This is a genomic window from Roseibium salinum (assembly GCF_026240905.1).
Classification (GTDB): domain Bacteria; phylum Pseudomonadota; class Alphaproteobacteria; order Rhizobiales; family Stappiaceae; genus Roseibium; species Roseibium salinum.
In genome coordinates this window covers 4,427,932-4,444,282 of sequence record NZ_JAPEVI010000003.1, presented here as the reverse complement: position 1 = coordinate 4,444,282, position 16,351 = coordinate 4,427,932, and the positions used below count along the sequence as shown (strand labels likewise).

General features: G+C 63.7%; 14 protein-coding genes. All 14 read right to left on the bottom strand.

Annotated elements, in window-relative coordinates; genetic code table 11:
• Positions 1-7: 7 nt before the first annotated feature.
• Complete coding sequence (locus tag ON753_RS25185; RefSeq protein ID WP_265966686.1) at positions 8-964, bottom strand: ABC transporter permease; 957 nt, start codon at positions 962-964, stop codon at positions 8-10.
• Between the two features lie 183 nt (positions 965-1,147).
• A complete protein-coding gene (locus tag ON753_RS25180; RefSeq protein ID WP_265966684.1) occupies positions 1,148-2,758 on the bottom strand; it encodes an ABC transporter substrate-binding protein in 1,611 nt (536 codons plus the stop codon).
• Between the two features lie 733 nt (positions 2,759-3,491).
• The gene (locus tag ON753_RS25175; protein ID WP_265966683.1) at positions 3,492-3,887 is read right to left on the bottom strand and encodes a RidA family protein; all 396 of its coding nucleotides are present in this window, start codon (positions 3,885-3,887) and stop codon (positions 3,492-3,494) included.
• A 182-nt stretch (positions 3,888-4,069) separates the two neighbouring features.
• The gene (locus ON753_RS25170; RefSeq protein WP_265966682.1) at positions 4,070-4,756 is read right to left on the bottom strand and encodes an ABC transporter ATP-binding protein; all 687 of its coding nucleotides are present in this window, start codon (positions 4,754-4,756) and stop codon (positions 4,070-4,072) included.
• A complete protein-coding gene (locus ON753_RS25165; RefSeq protein WP_265966680.1) occupies positions 4,753-5,502 on the bottom strand; it encodes an ABC transporter ATP-binding protein in 750 nt (249 codons plus the stop codon). The genes ON753_RS25170 and ON753_RS25165 overlap by 4 nt, the downstream gene beginning before the upstream one ends.
• Positions 5,495-6,478, bottom strand: coding sequence for a branched-chain amino acid ABC transporter permease (locus ON753_RS25160; RefSeq protein WP_265966678.1), 984 nt, complete (start codon positions 6,476-6,478; stop codon positions 5,495-5,497). The genes ON753_RS25165 and ON753_RS25160 overlap by 8 nt, the downstream gene beginning before the upstream one ends.
• Positions 6,475-7,395, bottom strand: coding sequence for a branched-chain amino acid ABC transporter permease (locus tag ON753_RS25155; RefSeq protein ID WP_265966676.1), 921 nt, complete (start codon positions 7,393-7,395; stop codon positions 6,475-6,477). The genes ON753_RS25160 and ON753_RS25155 overlap by 4 nt, the downstream gene beginning before the upstream one ends.
• Before the next feature lie 96 nt (positions 7,396-7,491).
• A complete protein-coding gene (locus ON753_RS25150; RefSeq protein WP_265966675.1) occupies positions 7,492-8,628 on the bottom strand; it encodes an ABC transporter substrate-binding protein in 1,137 nt (378 codons plus the stop codon).
• 139 nt (positions 8,629-8,767) lie between these two features.
• The gene (locus ON753_RS25145; protein ID WP_265966673.1) at positions 8,768-10,387 is read right to left on the bottom strand and encodes an AMP-binding protein; all 1,620 of its coding nucleotides are present in this window, start codon (positions 10,385-10,387) and stop codon (positions 8,768-8,770) included.
• Positions 10,388-10,391: 4 nt separating this feature from the next.
• Complete coding sequence (locus ON753_RS25140; protein WP_265966671.1) at positions 10,392-11,546, bottom strand: acyl-CoA dehydrogenase family protein; 1,155 nt, start codon at positions 11,544-11,546, stop codon at positions 10,392-10,394.
• Positions 11,546-12,346: an enoyl-CoA hydratase family protein gene (locus ON753_RS25135; protein ID WP_265966669.1), complete on the bottom strand. Its 801-nt coding sequence runs from the start codon at positions 12,344-12,346 to the stop codon at positions 11,546-11,548. Before ON753_RS25135 ends, ON753_RS25140 begins: the two co-directional genes overlap by 1 nt.
• Positions 12,336-12,821, bottom strand: a complete 486-nt coding sequence (locus tag ON753_RS25130) for a MarR family winged helix-turn-helix transcriptional regulator (protein ID WP_265966667.1) — start codon at positions 12,819-12,821, stop codon at positions 12,336-12,338. The genes ON753_RS25135 and ON753_RS25130 overlap by 11 nt, the downstream gene beginning before the upstream one ends.
• Positions 12,818-13,561 carry an SDR family NAD(P)-dependent oxidoreductase gene (locus ON753_RS25125; RefSeq protein WP_265966665.1) on the bottom strand — a complete coding sequence of 248 codons (744 nt, stop codon included), beginning with the start codon at positions 13,559-13,561 and terminating at the stop codon, positions 12,818-12,820. The genes ON753_RS25130 and ON753_RS25125 overlap by 4 nt, the downstream gene beginning before the upstream one ends.
• On the bottom strand, positions 13,558-15,852 hold the full coding sequence (locus tag ON753_RS25120; protein WP_265966663.1) for a bifunctional salicylyl-CoA 5-hydroxylase/oxidoreductase: 2,295 nt from the start codon (positions 15,850-15,852) through the stop codon (positions 13,558-13,560). The genes ON753_RS25125 and ON753_RS25120 overlap by 4 nt, the downstream gene beginning before the upstream one ends.
• Positions 15,853-16,351: the final 499 nt, after the last annotated feature.

Below are 16,351 nucleotides of genomic sequence, written 5' to 3'. Positions count from 1 at the left end.
GCTGCCCTCACTTCGGATGCCGCAAACGCGGATTGGTCAAGATCGCTCCGACATCGGCTGCCAGGTTCAGCAGGATGAAGGTTGCCGCGAAGATGAGGCAACAGGCCTGGACGATCGGGAAATCGCGCTTGGCCACCGCGTCGACCAGAAGCTGGCCGATGCCCGGATAGACGAAAACCACCTCGACCAGAACCACGCCGGTGATGAGATAGGCCAGGTTCAGTGCGACGACGTTGATGATCGGCGCCCACGCATTGGGCAGGGCATGTTTGACGATGACGCGCCAGGGCGGCACGCCCTTGAGCCGCGCCATCTCGATATAGGGCGAGGCCAGAAGGTTGATGATCGCCGCCCGTGTCATGCGCATCATGTGGGCGGTCACCACCAGCACCAGCGTGATCGCCGGCAGGAACGTCCGGTGCAGCAGTTCGGCGAAGGTCAGGTCGCTGCCGAGGCTTGCAATCGCCGGAAAGTAGTTCGTCTTCACCGCCAGATAGAGGATGAGGACATATCCGAGGAAGAACTCCGGAGACGAGATCGACGTCAGCGTCACCACGTTGGCGACACGGTCGAAGAGCGTGTTGCGCAACAGGGCGACGATGATGCCGAGGACGATCGAAACCGGAACCGCGATCACCGCAGCGTAGGTCGCAAGGAACAGTGTGTTGACGAACCGGGCACTGATCGCGGTGCTGACCCGTTCGCCTGAGACGAGAGACACTCCGAAATCACCCGTCAGCGCCCCGCCCAGCCACGCGAAATAGCGAACGAAAACAGGCTGGTTGAGGCCGAGCCTTTCCCGAAGTGCGGCAACGGTCTCTTCCGTCGCCCCCTGGCCGAGAACCGCCTGGGCAATGTCGCCGGGAAGCAGTTCGACCGCAAAAAAGATAAGGATTGAAACCACAAACAGCGTGATTACACCCAAGCCAAGCCGCTTCAGGACCAGCTGCAGGATGTCCCCCATATGTCCCTCCAGAACATGAACGCCTCCCGCTGAGGGGCAGGCACATAGCCGGGCGACATCCTGTCTGCGTTTATGAAAATGCTTCGACGGCGCCCGGTAACGGAGTTGGGACTGCCCCGGGTCCGGGACAGTCCCTGTCTTGGGGACCGCGGTCACCTGACCACGATCCCGTCTTGTCCCCTATCAGGTTTCGAACCACCAGCGGCTTGCAGCCCGGCCGCCGTCGTTCTCCCAGCTGGCTGCCAGGTTCTCGGGCGTCCCCACCTTCGAGCTGTTCGCGTAGACGAAGTTGTTGAAGAACGGGATGATCGTGCCGCCGTCGTCCTTCGCAAGGACCGCCATCTCGCTGTACATTTCCTTCCGCCGCTCCTCGTCGAGCTCGGCTTTCGCCTGCAGCAGAAGTTCGTTGAAGCGCTCGTTCTGCCAATGGGACTCGTTCCACGCCGCGTCTTCCTTGTAGGCCAGCGTGTACATCACGTCCGGCGTCGGACGTGCGCCCCAGGATACCAGGCAGAAGGGCTTCTTCAGCCAGACATCAGAGTAGTAGCCGTCGTTCGGTTCGCGCACGACGTTGATGTTGATGCCGGCGGCCTTGGCATGCTCGGCATAAAGAACCGCCATGTCGACGGCACCGGCATAGACGCTGTCCGCGGTGCTGAGGCTGACGGAAAGACCTTCCGCGCCCGCCTTCTTCAGCAGGGACTTGGCCTGGTCCGGGTCATATTCGCGCTGCGGAATGTCTTCCGGCCAATAGGGCTGGGCCGGCGAGTGGTGGAAATCGTTGGCCTTGGTCGCCGCACCGAAAGTGATCTTCTCGATGATGTCGTCCCGGTTCATGGCCAGCTTCAGCGCGTTGCGCACGTCGACATTGTCGAACGGCGCCGTGTCGCAGAACATCGGCAGCGTGATGGCCGCCGCGGACGGGATGTTGTGAATGACGATATTCGGATTACGCTGCAGGAGCGCCATCGTCTTCAGTTCGATGAGCGACACGGCATCCACGTCGCCTGTCACCAGCGCGGTCTGACGTGCATTCGGGTCGTTCAGCGTGATCATGACGACTTCGTCGAAATAAGCGCCTTCCCGGTGCCAGCCGTCATGCCGGCTCAGGTTGAACTGAACGCCGAACTCGCCGCTGTCGATCTTGTACGGGCCGGAGCCGTCGCCGGATTGCCAGTCGATCGTCCCGTCGTCGTTCGCCGGGCAGATCGCCAGGTGGTAGTCGGTCATCAGCCACGGGAAATCCGCGTTGCCGCGGGACAGCTTGACCACCACCGTGTAGTCGTCGTCCTTGGTGATGTCTTCGACGTCTGTCAGAAGGGCTTTTGCCGCCGAGGTTGTGTCTTCGCCGCGGTGGTGGTTCAGCGATGCGATCACGTCATCGGCTATCACCTTCTTGCCGCTGTGGAAGGAAGCCTTGTCCGTCAGCTTGAACGTCCACTGCTTCGCATCGGGAGACGGTTCCCAGCTGTCCGCAATATCAGGGCCGAGAGAACCGTCGCCCATGATCATGGTGAGATAGCTGCGGTGGGTGTGGCCAAGGAAAATCATCACGCGGGTCAGGTAGGTGCCCGGATCGTGAGAGTCGGAGGTGTTCCCGTCGTGGATCCCCCAGCGGAACGTGCCGCCTTTTTTCGGTTCCGCTTTCGCTTTGGTCGACCAGAGGCCCGTCGCCGTGGTTGCAGTCAGACCGGCCAAAACGGAATAGCGGATAAAATCGCGTTTCGTGATGCCACCCGTACGGGCCGCCTTTTCTAGGCGATTAAGTAACTCGGTGTCTTTGGACTTTGTCATGGTGTCTCCCCTTCGGATCCTTGCGTCGCCGTTTTGCCGGTCTCGTTGTCCCCAGCCAGCTTCGCAGACTCCTGCGATCTGAAAAGCTGATTTGCGACATGGCCCTAGCAAAACACGAACTCCCGAAGACCGCCACCCCTTTGAGCAAATTCATTGTTTCAATTTTTTAATGCTCCGGAAGACAGCCGGCCCTCCAAACAAGCAGACTGTTTTCGCTCAACTGTCCGCGTTTCATCCGCAGTCTGTGAGCGCTTCCTGACAATGTTTTCATTTTGCCGACATTTTCTCGAAAACATCTGTGAAGGGGCCTCAAATATGATTGCTCTGTCATTGATATACCTCCATCCCATCAGGTTAGAGGCGGCAGGAAAACCCGAAAAAGCCTTGTCATTCCTGCGGATATCCTCGTGTTATGCCACCTCCCCGCCTGCCGGAGGGTCCGGTCGCGTTGCAGGATGGGCCCGTTGTCGCTTGAGGTGGATTTTATGCCGGTGTTCGCCGGGATACCTGACAGTTTCGGGACCTTTCGTTTCCGCAGGGCGCACAGCATTTGCGGACGGCCCGCACCGTTGGAAACCGGTTCCGGCACACGGCGGGCCGGTTTCAGCGGCCCTGAACAGGTTGTATCAAAAGTTGTGGAGTTTCAATTTCACGCAAACTTCAGGATCGGTCGCGGCCTTCAGGCCGGCGGCCGTGACCCCGCAAGGCGCGCGAAAACGGGGCAGGGCAGATCTTAACCGATCTGCGCCGTCGCCTCGATTTCGATCAGCGCTTCGTCCTCGATCAGCCCCGCGACCACCACGACCGACATGGCCGGGAAATGCCGGCCGAGCACCCGCCGGTAGGCCTCGCCGACCTCCTTCTGGCGCGCCAGGTATTCGCGCTTGTCGGTGATGAACCAGGTCAGGCGGACGATATCGGTCACCGCGCCGCCGGCTTCCTCGACGATGGCGGCGATATTGGCCAGCGTCTGTTCCATCTGGCCGACAAAATCCGCCGTCTCGAACACCTGGTCCTTGTTCCAGCCGATCTGGCCGCCGATATGCAGCGTCTGCCCCTTGGTCAGCACCCCGTTGGCGTAGCCTTTCGCGGGAGCCCAGCCGTCCGGATGAATGGTTGTGATCGTCATGGTTCCTGTTCTTCCCCTGCACAGACCTGGAGCGTTTCGGGCCGGACCTGCGGCCTGCCCCCGGCAATTGCGCTTTCAAGCGCCTGCCCTGTTGAAAACCGCGGGCCGCCCCGCACACACGAAGACGAGCCCCGCCGGATCGCAGCGCTTGGACATGACGGCTGCCGGAAGCGGGACATGGCTCAGACCCCGATATACTGATGGGTGATGTCGTCGCTCAGTTCCCCGATCGCACCGGCCCATACGGTCCTGCCCCGTTCCAGGATCGTCGCCCGGTCGCAAATCTCTCTCAGCTCCCTGAGCGACTTGTCGATCACCAGGATCGACAGGCCGGTTTCCGCCTTGAGAAGCCGGATCACCGACCAGATTTCCTGGCGGATGATCGGGGCGAGGCCCTCGGTCGCCTCGTCCAGGATCAGCAGTTTCGGATTGGTCATCAGCGCCCGCCCGATGGCCAGCATCTGCTGTTCGCCGCCCGACAGCGAGGCCGCGCGCTGGCCGCGCCGTTCGCCCAGGCGCGGGAACAGCTCGACGACGCGCTCGAACGTCCAGGCGCCGCGCCGGGCGGCGGCGGTCAGGTTTTCCTGCACGCTCAAGCTGCCGAAACAGCGCCGCCCTTCCGGTACAAGGCCCAGCCCGAGCCGCGCTGCCCGGTAACTTGCCAGCCTGCCGAGATCTTTGCCGTCAAATGTCAGCGTCCCGCCTGCGGGCAGCATCCGGCAGATGCATTTGACCGTCGTGCTCTTGCCCATGCCGTTGCGGCCGAGCAGGGCCAGCACCTCGCCTTCCCCGATCTGGAGGTCCACCCCGAAGAGGGCCTGGCTCGGGCCATAGGACGCCGTGACGCCGGACAGTGTCAGAAGACTCATGCTTCGTCCCCCAGATAGGCTTCGCGCACGGCCGCATCGGCGCGGATCTCATCGACGGTGCCGGTGGCGATCACCTCGCCATAGACAAGCACGCTGATCCGGTCGGCCAGAGAAAACACCGCATCCATGTCGTGCTCGACCAGCAGGATCGGCGCTTCCGCCCTGAGCGCGTCCAAAAAGCCGGTCAGCCGCTTGGAGCCTTCCGGTCCCATGCCGGCCATCGGTTCGTCCATCACCAGCGCCTTCGGCCGCAGCGTCAGCGCCACGGCAACCTCCAGCTGGCGGCGCTGGCCGTGGCTGAGTTCGGCCGTGCGGCGGCGGGCGTGATCCTGCAGGCCGACCCGGGCAAGCGCTTCTTCGGCCGTCTCGCGCAGGCCCTTGTCGCTGAGCGCGTTCGACCAGAAGCGCCAGGGTCTGCCACCGGCCCCGAGCGCGCCGAGAACGGCGTTTTCCAGCACGGTGTCCTCCATGGCGAGGGAAGAGATCTGGAACGTCCGCCCCAGCCCGGCCCGCGCCCGTTCGCGCGCGGCCTTGTGGGTGACGTCCCGCCCGTGCAGGCGGACGGAGCCGGCATCCGGTCTCAACGTGCCGCAGATCTGGCCGATCAGCGTCGTCTTGCCTGCACCGTTCGGCCCGATGATCGCGTGGATTTCACCGGGCCTCAGGTCGAGGGAAATGTCCCGGCTGGCCCTGAGCGCACCGAAACTCTTGCTGATGCCGAGGGTTTGAAGAACCGGCTCAGTCATGGACCGCCTCCCGTCCGCAGATCATGCCGATCAGGCCGCCCCGGCCGAAGAGCACGATGAGAAGCAGGAGCAGTCCGAGATAGATGTGCCAGTACTCGCTCAAGCCGCCGAGCCAATGTTCGAGCGCGACGAAGACGAGCGCGCCGATCACCGGACCGAACAGACGCCCGACACCGCCGAGAATGACGAAGATCATGATCTCGCCGCTGGTCTGCCAGCTGAACATGACGGGACTGACGAACCGGTTCAGATCCGCAAACAGCGCGCCCGCAAGGCCGGCAATGGCGCCGGAAAGCACGAAGGCGACGAGACGCAGGCGCGTCGGATCCAGCCCGACGGTCTCGACCCGCACCGGCGCCTGGCGCGCGGCGTTGAGGGCGAGGCCGAACGGCGAGCCGGCGAGCTTCCAGGCAAACACCAGCACCAGGCAGAGCAGGCCCAGGCACAGCCCGTAGAACTGGATCGGGTCCAGCGTATTGAGCCCGGGGAACCCGTTGCGAACATAGATCGACAGGCCGTCCTCGCCGCCGTATTCCGCCCAGGAAATGGCGAAGAAGAAGAACATCTGACCGAAGGCCAGCGTGATCATGATGAAATAGACCCCTGTCGTGCGCAGCGACAGGATCCCGATCACCAGCGCGGCCAGCGCCGACAGGACCACCGCCGCCAGCCAGATCACCGGCATGGACTTGGTGCCCTCGATCAGGAACGGCCATTCGCTGAGCGCCGTGTAGGTCTGGGCGTGATGGGCCAGAATGCCCATCGCATAGCCGCCGACCCCGAAGAACACCGCATGCCCGAGACTGACCAGCCCGCCGAGCCCCAGGGCAATGTTGAGCCCGATCGCCGCGATGGCGAAGATCGCCGCCCGGGTCATCAGGGTGATGGTGAAAGGCTCGTCCGCCAGCACCGCCCAGAGCGGGATCAAGGCGAAGAGGGCGAGCGTCAGCGCGTTCACATAGGCTTCTCTGATCATGCGCGCACCCCGAACAGTCCGGAGGGCTTGAGGATCAGCACCGCCGCCATGAGAACGTAGATCGCCATGGAGGCCAGCGAGGAGCCGATCGAGGTTGCCGTCGAGGGATCGAAAAACAGCTTCATGATTTCAGGCAGGAAGATGCCGCCGAGCGTGTCGGTCAGGCCAACCAGGACGGCGCCGATCAGCGCGCCCTTGATCGAGCCGATACCCCCGATGACGATGACCACGAAGGCCATGATCAGCACGGGCTCGCCCATGCCGACCTGGACGGATTGAATGGCTCCGACCAGCGCCCCGGCAAGCCCCGCCAGGGCCGCGCCGAGCGCAAAGACGATGGTGTAGAGCCTGGCAATGTCGATGCCGAGCGCGGCGATCATCTCCCGGTCGTTTTCACCGGCGCGGATCTGGACGCCAAGGCGTGTTTTCGAGATCAGGAGATAAAGGCCGGCCGCAACCGCCAGTCCGACGATGATGAGCGCCAGACGGTAGAACGGATATTCGATCCCGCCGGGCAGGGTAACAGGTCCGGACAGATATGCCGGAACGTTCAGATAAAGTGGGAACGAACCGAATATCCAGCGCGTGCCCTCGGAAAAGATCAGGATCAGCGCGAATGTGGCCAGCACCTGGTCGAGGTGATCCTTGTCGTAGAGCCGCCGGATGACGATCAGTTCCACCAGCGCGCCGGCAATCGCCGCCCCGGCAAGCGCCGCCACCAGCCCGAGCAGAAACGATCCGCTCCAGGCCGCCACCGCCGCCGCGCAGAAGGCGCCGATCATGTAGAGCGAGCCGTGGGCGAGGTTGATCAGCCCCATCACGCCGAAGATCAGGGTCAGACCGGCCGCCATCAGGAACAGCATGATGCCGAATTGCAGGCCGTTCAGAACCTGCTCTATGAGCAATATCAGTGACATGAATCCCCCGCCCGTAGTACCGGCGCCTGGCTCGACCGGCTTGCGCGTGAAGACGCGAAGCTGATCCGGCCATGGCGCCGGTACAGGGTGCTTACCTTACATGCTGCACTCGGACCAGTAGGCATCGGCATGGCTGGTCAGCGCTGTGCCGATGATCTTGTTGGTGTAGACGTCACCCTCCTTGATCACCTCGCGGACATAGATGTCCTGGATCGGATGGTGGTTGGGGCCGAACCTGAAGTTGCCGCGGGTCGACTTGAAATCGGCTTCTTCAAGAGCCGCCCGGAAGGCGTCCGCGTCATTCACGTCCGCCTTCGCCATGGCGGAGAGCAGCAGGTTGGCGGTGTCGAAGCCCTGGGACGCATAGAGCGACGGCAGGCGGCCGTATTCGGCCTGGAAGCTCTCGACAAAGGCCTTGTTGGTCTCGTTGTCGATGTCCTTGCTCCACTGGCTGGTGTTCTTGACACCGAGCGCCGCATCGCCGACGGCCTGCAGGATGCCCTGGTCGAAGGAGAAGGCCGGGCCGACCACCGGAAGGTCGACACCGGAATCCTTGTACTGCTTCAGGAAGGAAATCCCCATGCCGCCGGGCAGGAAGAAGAACACGCCATCGGCGCCCGAGGCCCGGATCTGGGCGATCTCGGCAGCATAATCCGTCTGGCCGAGCTTGGTGTAGATCTCGCCGGCAAGCTCACCCTTGTAGAAGCGCTTGAAACCGGTCAGGGCGTCCTGGCCGGCAGGATAGTTCGGCGCCAGGATGAAGGTATTCTTCAACTCGGCGAAATTCGCATAGGCACCGGCCGCCTCGTGAAGGTTGTCGTTCTGCCAGGCGACGTTGAAGTAGTTCGGATGGCAGCCCTTGCCGGCAAGCTGGGACGGACCGGCATTCGGCGACAGATAAAACTTGCCCTGCGCGGTGACCGAAGGAATGACCGCCATGGCCAGGTTCGACCAGATGATGCCGGTCAGCACGTCGACTTTCTCCGCCTGCACCATCTTGTCGGAGAGTTGCACCGCAACGTCCGGCTTCTGCTGATCGTCCTCGACGATCACCTCGATCTCTTCATTGCCCGATTGCTTCACCGCCAGCATGAAGCCGTCGCGCACATCGATGCCGAGACCGGCGCCGCCGCCCGACAGGGTCGTGATCATGCCGACCTTCACCGGCTCGGCCTGCGCGCCAGCGACGCTCACGGCCAGGGCGGCCGCGGCCGCCATCGTTACCAGTTTCATCATTCACTCCTGTTGATTAAAACCTGCTGTTCCACTTGGTTTCCACTCCATCCGCCCGGACTTGGGCGGCGGAAGCTTCGGGCTGTCATTTGTTCCCCGCATGCTTGCCCTGGCATGCGGGTTGATGGCACTCGTCGGTTCAGTGATCCGGCCGCAGCCGGAAACGCTGGATCTTGCCGGTTGCCGTTTTCGGCAAAGTCTCGGTGAAGACGATCGAGCGCGGATACTTGAATGGCGCGATCGTCGCCTTCACATGGTTCTGGAGCGCCTTGCGCATGTCGTCGGACGGCGCGGCGCCCTCGCTCAGCACCACATGAGCCTGGACGATCGCCCCGCGCTCCTCGTCCGGAACGCCGATCACGGCACATTCCTGGACCGCCGGGTGTGCCAGCAGGGCGGCCTCCACCTCGGGTCCGGCGATGTTGTAGCCGGCCGAGATGATCATGTCGTCGTTGCGGGCGGCAAAGTGCAGGTGGCCGTCCTCGCTCATGGAGAAACTGTCGCCGGTGATGTTCCAGCCGTCGGCCACATACTGGCGCTGGCGGTCGTCGGCGAGATAGCGGCAGCCGGTCGGCCCGCGCACCGCCAGCCGCCCGACCTCCCCGGCCGGGACCGGCTTGCCGTCCTGGCCGATGATCCTGACCTCATAGCCGGTCACCGGTTTGCCGGTGCAGGCGGGCTTGTGGTCCTCGAAGCGGTTGGAAATGAAGATGTGCAGCATCTCGGTCGACCCGATGCCGTCCAGCATCGGTTTGCCGGTCTTTTTCATCCAGGCTTCGTAGATCGGCGCCGGCAGCGTTTCGCCCGCGGACACCGCCGCGCGAAGCGACGACAGGTCGGCCCCCTCCTCCATCGCCTGCAGCATCACCCGGTAGGCCGTCGGCGCCGTGAAGCACACGGTGGCTTTGTATTTCTGGATGATGTCGATCATGTTCGGCGGCGAAGCGTTCTCCAGAAGCGTCGCGGCCGCGCCGAACCGCAGCGGGAACACCGCCAGCCCGCCGAGGCCGAAGGTGAAGGCCAGCGGCGGCGAGCCGACAAAGACGTCGTCGGGCGTCACGCCGAGCACTTCTTTGGCATAACCGTCCGCGATGATCAGCAGGTCGCGGTGGAAATGCATCGTGGCCTTCGGCGTACCGGTCGAACCGGAAGTGAAGCCGAGCAGCGCGACGTCGTCGCGGCCCGTCGGCACCGCGTCGTAGTGCACGGGTTTTTCCAGCGCCAGATGGTCCAGTTCGGCCTCGTGGTTGGACGTGCCGTCAAAACCGACCACCTTTTTCAGGAACGACGAGGTCCTGGCGCAGGCCTCCATCTCGTCCATCAGGCGCGTGTCGCAGAGCGCGAACTCGACTTCGGCCTTGTCGACAACCTTGGAAAGCTCGCCCGCCCGCAGCATCGGCATCGTGTTGACGACGACGGCCCCGGCCTTGGTGGCGGCGAGCCAGCAGGCGACCATCGCCGGATTGTTCGCCGAACGGATCAGCACCCGGTTGCCCGGCTTCACGCCGAGATCGTCGGTGAGGGCATGGGCGAGGCGGTTGGTCCAGTCGGACAGTTCCTTGTAGGTCCGCCGGCGGCCGTTGCCGATCAGGGCCGTATGATCGCCGAAGCCCTTCTCGACCATCCTGTCGGTGAGTTCCACGGCGGCATTCAGCCGCTCGGGATAGGAGAACCCGTCGAGCAGGAAGACGGGCCACGTGTCTTCCGGCGGAAGGTTGTCGCGGGTGAAGGTATCGACATGAGCGGACGGACCAAGCATTGGATCAGTCTCCCTGGAAGGCGCCGATTGTCTGGCGTGCGATTATGATTTTCTGGACATCCGAGGCTCCCTCGTAGATGCGAAGGGCGCGGATCTCGCGATAGAGCTTCTCCACGGCGGAGCCGGAGCGGACGCCGTCGCCGCCGTGAAGCTGGACGGCCTTGTCGATGACCTGCTGCGCCTGGTCGGTGGCAAACAGCTTTGCCATGGCCGCTTCGCGGGTCACGCGCGGCGCGCCGCTGTCCTTCGTCCAGGCCGCCCGGTAGACCAGCAGTGCGGCGGCATCGATGTCCAGCGCCATGTCGGCGATATGCCCCTGGACCAGTTGAAGGTCGGCCAGCGGCGCGCCCTGGATTTCGCGGGTCGTGACGCGCTTGAGAGCTTCGTCCAGCGCGCGCCGGGCAAATCCGAGCGCGGCGGCGGCAACGGTCGAGCGGAAGATGTCGAGGACCGACATGGCGATCCTGAACCCTGCTCCCGGCGTGCCGATCATATTTTTCTTCGGAACACGGCAGCCGGTAAAACGCAGGGTGGCAAGGGGATGGGGCGCTATCGTCTCCAGGCGTTCGGTGATTTCGAACCCATTGAGGTCGGGCGTGACGATGAAGGCGGACAGGCCTTTTGCTCCCGGGGCCTCGCCGGTTCTGGCAAAGAGCGTGTAGAGATCGGCAATGCCGCCGTTGGAAATCCAGGTCTTCTCGCCGTCAAGGACATAGGCGTCGCCGTCCTCCATCGCGGTCATGGTGGAATTGGCGACATCGGAACCCGACTGGGGCTCGGTGAGGGCAAAGGCCGAAACCGCCGCGCCGGACCGGGTCTTCGGCAGCCATTCGGCCTTCTGCTCGTCCGTGCCGAACAGCGAAATCGCGCCGGTGCCGAGGCCCTGCATGGCAAAGGCGAAATCCGCCAGCCCGTCATGGCGTGCAAGGGTCTCGCGGATGATGCACAGGCTCCGCACGTCGAGCACCCCGTCCGCAGCCCCGGAATAGTCCAGAAAACCGGCCGCGCCCAGGTCCTTCACCAGGCCGAGGCAGGCCGCGTCCGTGTCGCTGTGGTCGACATGACCAAGCGCGGAGCGGGCCCACGTCTCAAGATCATCCGCCAGCTTCCGGTGCCGATCCTCGAAAAACGGCCAGTGAAGGAAGGACTTGTCTGGCATCAGTCGCCCTCGAACACCGGTTTTTCTTTTTTCACGAACGCCTCGTAGGCGCGGTGGAAGTCCTTGCCCTGCATGCAGATCGCCTGCGCCTGGGCTTCCGCCTCGATGGCCTGGTCCAGGCTCATCGACCATTCCTGGGCAAGCATCGTCTTGGTCATCGAATTGGCGAAGGTCGGCCCGGCCGCGATCCTTTCGGCCATCTCCATCGCCGCCCCTTCGAGGGCAGCCGCCTCGACCACGGAATTGAAGAAGCCCCAGGCGAGGCCTTCCTCGGCCTTCATCGAGCGGCCGAGATAGAGAAGTTCGGCCGCCCGGCCCTGGCCGATGATCCGGGGCAGGATCGCGCAGGCGCCCATGTCGCAGCCGGCCAGCCCGACGCGGTTGAACAGAAAGGCGACCTTCGCCTGCGGTGTCGCGATCCGCAGGTCCGACGCCATCGCCATGATCGCCCCCGCCCCGGCGCAGATACCGTCGACGGCGGCAATGACCGGCTTGCCGCAGCCGAGCATCGCCTTGACCAGATCGCCGGTCATGCGGGTGAAGGCCAGCAGTTCCTTCATGGTCATCCGGGTCAGCGGGCCGATAATGTCGTGAACATCGCCGCCGGAACTGAAATTGCCGCCATTGGGCAGGATCACCACGGCATGAACGTCGTCGGCATAGACCAGATCGCGGAACCAGTCGCGCAGTTCCGCATAGCTTTCGAAGGTCAGCGGGTTCTTCCGCTCCGGCCGGTTCAGGGCGATGCGGGCGATACCGTCCGCGATCTCGCACCGGAAATGGCTCACGTCACTGCGCATCGATCGGCTCCTTCTCGCTCTGTCGGCTCAGGATCATGTCCAGCGTGCCAGACAGTTCTTCGACATGCTGTGCCGAGAGACCGGCCAGCAGCGTGTCGATCCAGCCCTCGTGGTGCCGCGCCAGACGTTGGAATTCGGCGGCGCCCTTCGGCGTCAGCCGCGCCACCTGCGCCCGGCGGTCGCCGGGAACGGCGACGCGAACCGCCAGTCCTTCCTGGGCCAGCTTGTCGACGATGCCGGTGACATTGCCGTTCGAGACTTTCAGGAAGGTGGAAAGCTCGCTCATCCTGAGCCCGTCGGGAAACCGGGCCAGCGCCGACATCACGTCGAAACGCGGCAGCGTCGTTCCATGCCGGTCGCGCAGATTGCGGCGGATTTCGGCCTCGATGCCGTTGACGGACTTCAGAAGCTTCAGCCAGACGCGCAACCGCGCCTTGGAAAGGGGCTCCTGCTGATGGGCTGGTGCGGACTTCAAATTTCCCCTCCTGAAAGGCTCAGCGCATGACCGTTGACGGCGGCGGCTCCCGGCGAGCAGAGCCAGAGCGCCGTCTCGGCGACTTCCGAGGGCAGGATGAAACGGCCTTGAGGATTGTCGGCCTTCAGCGTCTCCGCGGCCGCTTCGCGGCTGAGACCCGTCTTGGCGACGATGGTTTCGATCGAGCGTTCAAGCAGCGGCGTTTCGACAAATCCGGGGCAGATCGCATTGACCGTGATGCCGGTCCTTGCAAGTTCCCGCCCCAGCGACCGGGTCAGGCCGACAACCGCGTGCTTGGCGGCGCAATAGGCGCTGACATAGGGATAGCCCTTGAGCCCGGCGGTGGAGGCAATCGCAATCATCCGCCCCCAGCCCGCCGCCTTCATGTCCGGAAGGCCCGCCTGCCAGGCATTGACGACGCCGATGAGATTGACCGCGAGCATCGACTGCAAGGTCTCGGGCGTCATCTTGGCAAAAGGCACGCTTTCCGCCGCGCCCGCATTGGCGATGACGGCTTCGATCGGACCTATTTCGGCGCGCGCCGCTTCGAAGGCCGCGGCGGTCTCGTCCGGACTGGTGACATCGCAAACCTGATAGGGCAGCGCCTGCGCCGCCAGCTTTTCCTCGGTGCGACCGAGGATCGTGACGCGCGCGCCATGGGACGCAAGCAGCCGGGCGCAAGCGGCGCCGACGCCGCTGCCTCCCCCGGTGATGACGATGTGGCGTCCGGAAACACTCATGCCCGCAGGACCTCCGCTTCGCGGTCGGCCAGCCGCCACAATTGATCCCGGCCCGCCAGATAGGGCAGAGGCCAATCGGTCGCCGCGCGGTCGCCGATCCTGGCGGCCTCATGGAACGTCCAGTAGGGATCGGCCAGGTGCGGCCGGCCGACGGCGACAAGATCCGCCCGCCCGGCCATGAGAATCGAATTGGCGTGATCGGCCTCGTAGATGTTGCCGACGGCCATGGTCGGCAATCCGCCTTCGTTGCGGATGCGGTCGGAGAACGGCGTCTGGAACATGCGGCCGTAGACCGGCCTTGCATCGACCGACGTCTGGCCGGCGGAGACATCGACGAGGTCGACGCCGGCTGCCCGGAACATGCGCGCGATCTCCACCGCGTCGTCCGGCGTGATGCCTTCATCGCCCACCCAGTCATTGGCCGAGATGCGCACGGACATCGGCTTTTCCTGCGGCCAGACGGCGCGCATCGCCTTGAAGACCTCCAGCGGCCAGCGCATGCGGTTTTCCAGCGATCCGCCATAGTCGTCCCGGCGGATGTTGGAGACCGGCGAAATGAAGGAAGACAGCAGATAGCCGTGGGCGGCGTGCAGTTCGATCATGTCGAAGCCGGCGCGCCCGGCCATTTCCGCCGCGGCGACGAACTGGGCCTTGATCTCGTCCATCTCGCCCGGTGTGATCTCCCGCGGCATCGCGTTCCTGTCGGACCAGGGAATGGCAGAGGCCGAGACCACGTCCCAGTTGCCGTCCGGCAAGGGTTGGTCCATGCCTTCCCAGCCGATCCGCGTGGAGCCCTTGCGGCCCGAATGGCCGATCTGGCAGCAGATCTTGGCACTCGTTTCCAAATGGACGAAATCCGTCAGTCGTCTCCAGGCCGCCTCGTGCTCGGGCGCATAAAGCCCCGGGCAGCCCGGCGTGATCCGTCCCTCGGCGCTTACGCAGGTCATCTCGACAAACAAGAGCCCCGCCCCGCCCTTGGCGCGTTCGCCGTAGTGAACCATGTGCCAGTCGGTCGGCGCCCCGTCCACCGCCTTGTACTGCGCCATGGGCGAGACCACGACGCGGTTCTTCAACTCCATGTCCCGCAATTTGAACGGCGCGAACATCGGCGGTCTCACCGGCGCGTTGGAGGCGACGCCGGCCTGTTCCATGAACCAGCGCTCGGCCGATTCCAGCCATTTGGGATCGCGCAGGCGCAGGTTCTCGTGGCTGATGCGCTGCGAGCGGGTGAGCATGGAATAGTTGAGCTGCACGGGGTCGAGATGGAGATAGCGCCCCACATGCTCGAACCATTCCATCGAGTTGCGCGCCGCCGACTGCAGGCGCAGCACTTCCAGCCTGCGATCCGCCTCGTAGCGCGCGAAGGCAGACCGCATGTCCGCTTCGTCATGCAGGAAATTCGCCAGGGAAATCGCCGATTCCAGCGCCAGCTTGGTGCCCGATCCGATGGAGAAATGCGCAGTCGCGGCCGCGTCGCCCAACAGGACGACATTCTCATGGCTCCACTTCTCGCACAGGACGCGCGGGAACCTGATCCAGGCCGAGCCGCGCAGGTGCCTGGCATTGCTCATCAGCGCGTGACCGCCCAGGTGATCCTTGAAGATCTCCTCGCAGGTCCTGATGCTTTCCTCCTGGCTCATCTCGCCGAAGCCGAAGGCGTCGAACGTGTCCTGCGCGCACTCGACAATGAACGTCGCCGTGTCGGCATCGAACTGGTAGGCATGCGCCCAGACCCAACCGTGCTCGGTTTCCTCGAAGATGAAGGTGAAGGCGTCGGCAAATTTCTGGTGCGTTCCCAGCCAGACGAACTGGCACAGGCGCCGGTCGATTTCCGGCTTGAACGTATCGGCATAGAGCGCACGGGTTTTCGAGTTCAGACCGTCACTGGCAACCACCAGGTCATAGTCGCGCCGATAGTCCTCCGCGCTTTCCGCTTCCGTTTCGAATTTCAGATTGACGCCGAGCTCTATTGCGCGCGCCTGAAGGAGCAACAACAACTTCATGCGGCCGATGCCGCAAAAACCATGGCCGCTCGAGACGAGCCGCTGGCCGCGGAAATGCAGGGCAATGTCGTCCCAATAGGCGAAATTCTCCCCGATCGCCTTGGCGCTGACCGGATCGTTGGCGGCAAGGTTCTGAAGGGTCTCGTCGGACAGGACCACGCCCCAGCCGAACGTATCGTCGGCCCGGTTGCGCTCGATCACGTCGATCTCGTGAGACGGATCGCGCAGCTTCATGGAAATGGCGAAATAGAGACCTGCAGGCCCTCCGCCCAGGCAAGCAATGCGCATAAGACCCTCCCTGTCCTGACACGACCCCACCAGCGAAACACAGATCCGGATTTACTTCAAGATTAAAATTTCAAGCTTAAAATAGTTTGCCTTGCCCGCGCGCCGATCCGCTCCCGGACAGCGCCGCCGGTGATCGCATCCGCGTAACCGGAGGATTGCACTCCGCAATAGGAAACCTTTATCCTGCAAGTGCGTTAGGGCTCGAAGACCACAACCAGGCTGGAAATGAATTATGTCAGGAGAACAAAGATCATACCGGCAGGCAACCGGTTTCGGGGCGCCCGGGCGGGCGGGCGGTGCGGCCGGGAGCACGCACCGGGTCGCTCCCCGGCTCAAGAAACTTTACGACGAGGCGCTCGTCGACGACCTCCCGGAAAGAATGCGTGAACTGCTGTATCTTTTGGATGAAGCCAGTTACAAAGAAAGACGGTCCGCCGAGGGGCATGAGGCCAGCGCATAGCGGCCGCACCACGGCGACACCTCCCAACACCTGATCGGA

Excerpts from the sequence above, each read along its gene's own strand:
- ON753_RS25185 (WP_265966686.1), bottom strand. The coding sequence starts at position 964 with ATGGGGGACATCCTGCAGCTGGTCCTGAAGCGGCTTGGCTTGGGTGTA.
- ON753_RS25180 (WP_265966684.1), bottom strand. The coding sequence starts at position 2,758 with ATGACAAAGTCCAAAGACACCGAGTTACTTAATCGCCTAGAAAAGGCG.
- ON753_RS25175 (WP_265966683.1), bottom strand. The coding sequence starts at position 3,887 with ATGACGATCACAACCATTCATCCGGACGGCTGGGCTCCCGCGAAAGGC.
- ON753_RS25170 (WP_265966682.1), bottom strand. The coding sequence starts at position 4,756 with ATGAGTCTTCTGACACTGTCCGGCGTCACGGCGTCCTATGGCCCGAGC.
- ON753_RS25165 (WP_265966680.1), bottom strand. The coding sequence starts at position 5,502 with ATGACTGAGCCGGTTCTTCAAACCCTCGGCATCAGCAAGAGTTTCGGT.
- ON753_RS25160 (WP_265966678.1), bottom strand. The coding sequence starts at position 6,478 with ATGATCAGAGAAGCCTATGTGAACGCGCTGACGCTCGCCCTCTTCGCC.
- ON753_RS25155 (WP_265966676.1), bottom strand. The coding sequence starts at position 7,395 with ATGTCACTGATATTGCTCATAGAGCAGGTTCTGAACGGCCTGCAATTC.
- ON753_RS25150 (WP_265966675.1), bottom strand. The coding sequence starts at position 8,628 with ATGAAACTGGTAACGATGGCGGCCGCGGCCGCCCTGGCCGTGAGCGTC.
- ON753_RS25145 (WP_265966673.1), bottom strand. The coding sequence starts at position 10,387 with ATGCTTGGTCCGTCCGCTCATGTCGATACCTTCACCCGCGACAACCTT.
- ON753_RS25140 (WP_265966671.1), bottom strand. The coding sequence starts at position 11,546 with ATGCCAGACAAGTCCTTCCTTCACTGGCCGTTTTTCGAGGATCGGCAC.
- ON753_RS25135 (WP_265966669.1), bottom strand. The coding sequence starts at position 12,346 with ATGCGCAGTGACGTGAGCCATTTCCGGTGCGAGATCGCGGACGGTATC.
- ON753_RS25125 (WP_265966665.1), bottom strand. The coding sequence starts at position 13,561 with ATGAGTGTTTCCGGACGCCACATCGTCATCACCGGGGGAGGCAGCGGC.
- ON753_RS25120 (WP_265966663.1), bottom strand. The coding sequence starts at position 15,852 with ATGCGCATTGCTTGCCTGGGCGGAGGGCCTGCAGGTCTCTATTTCGCC.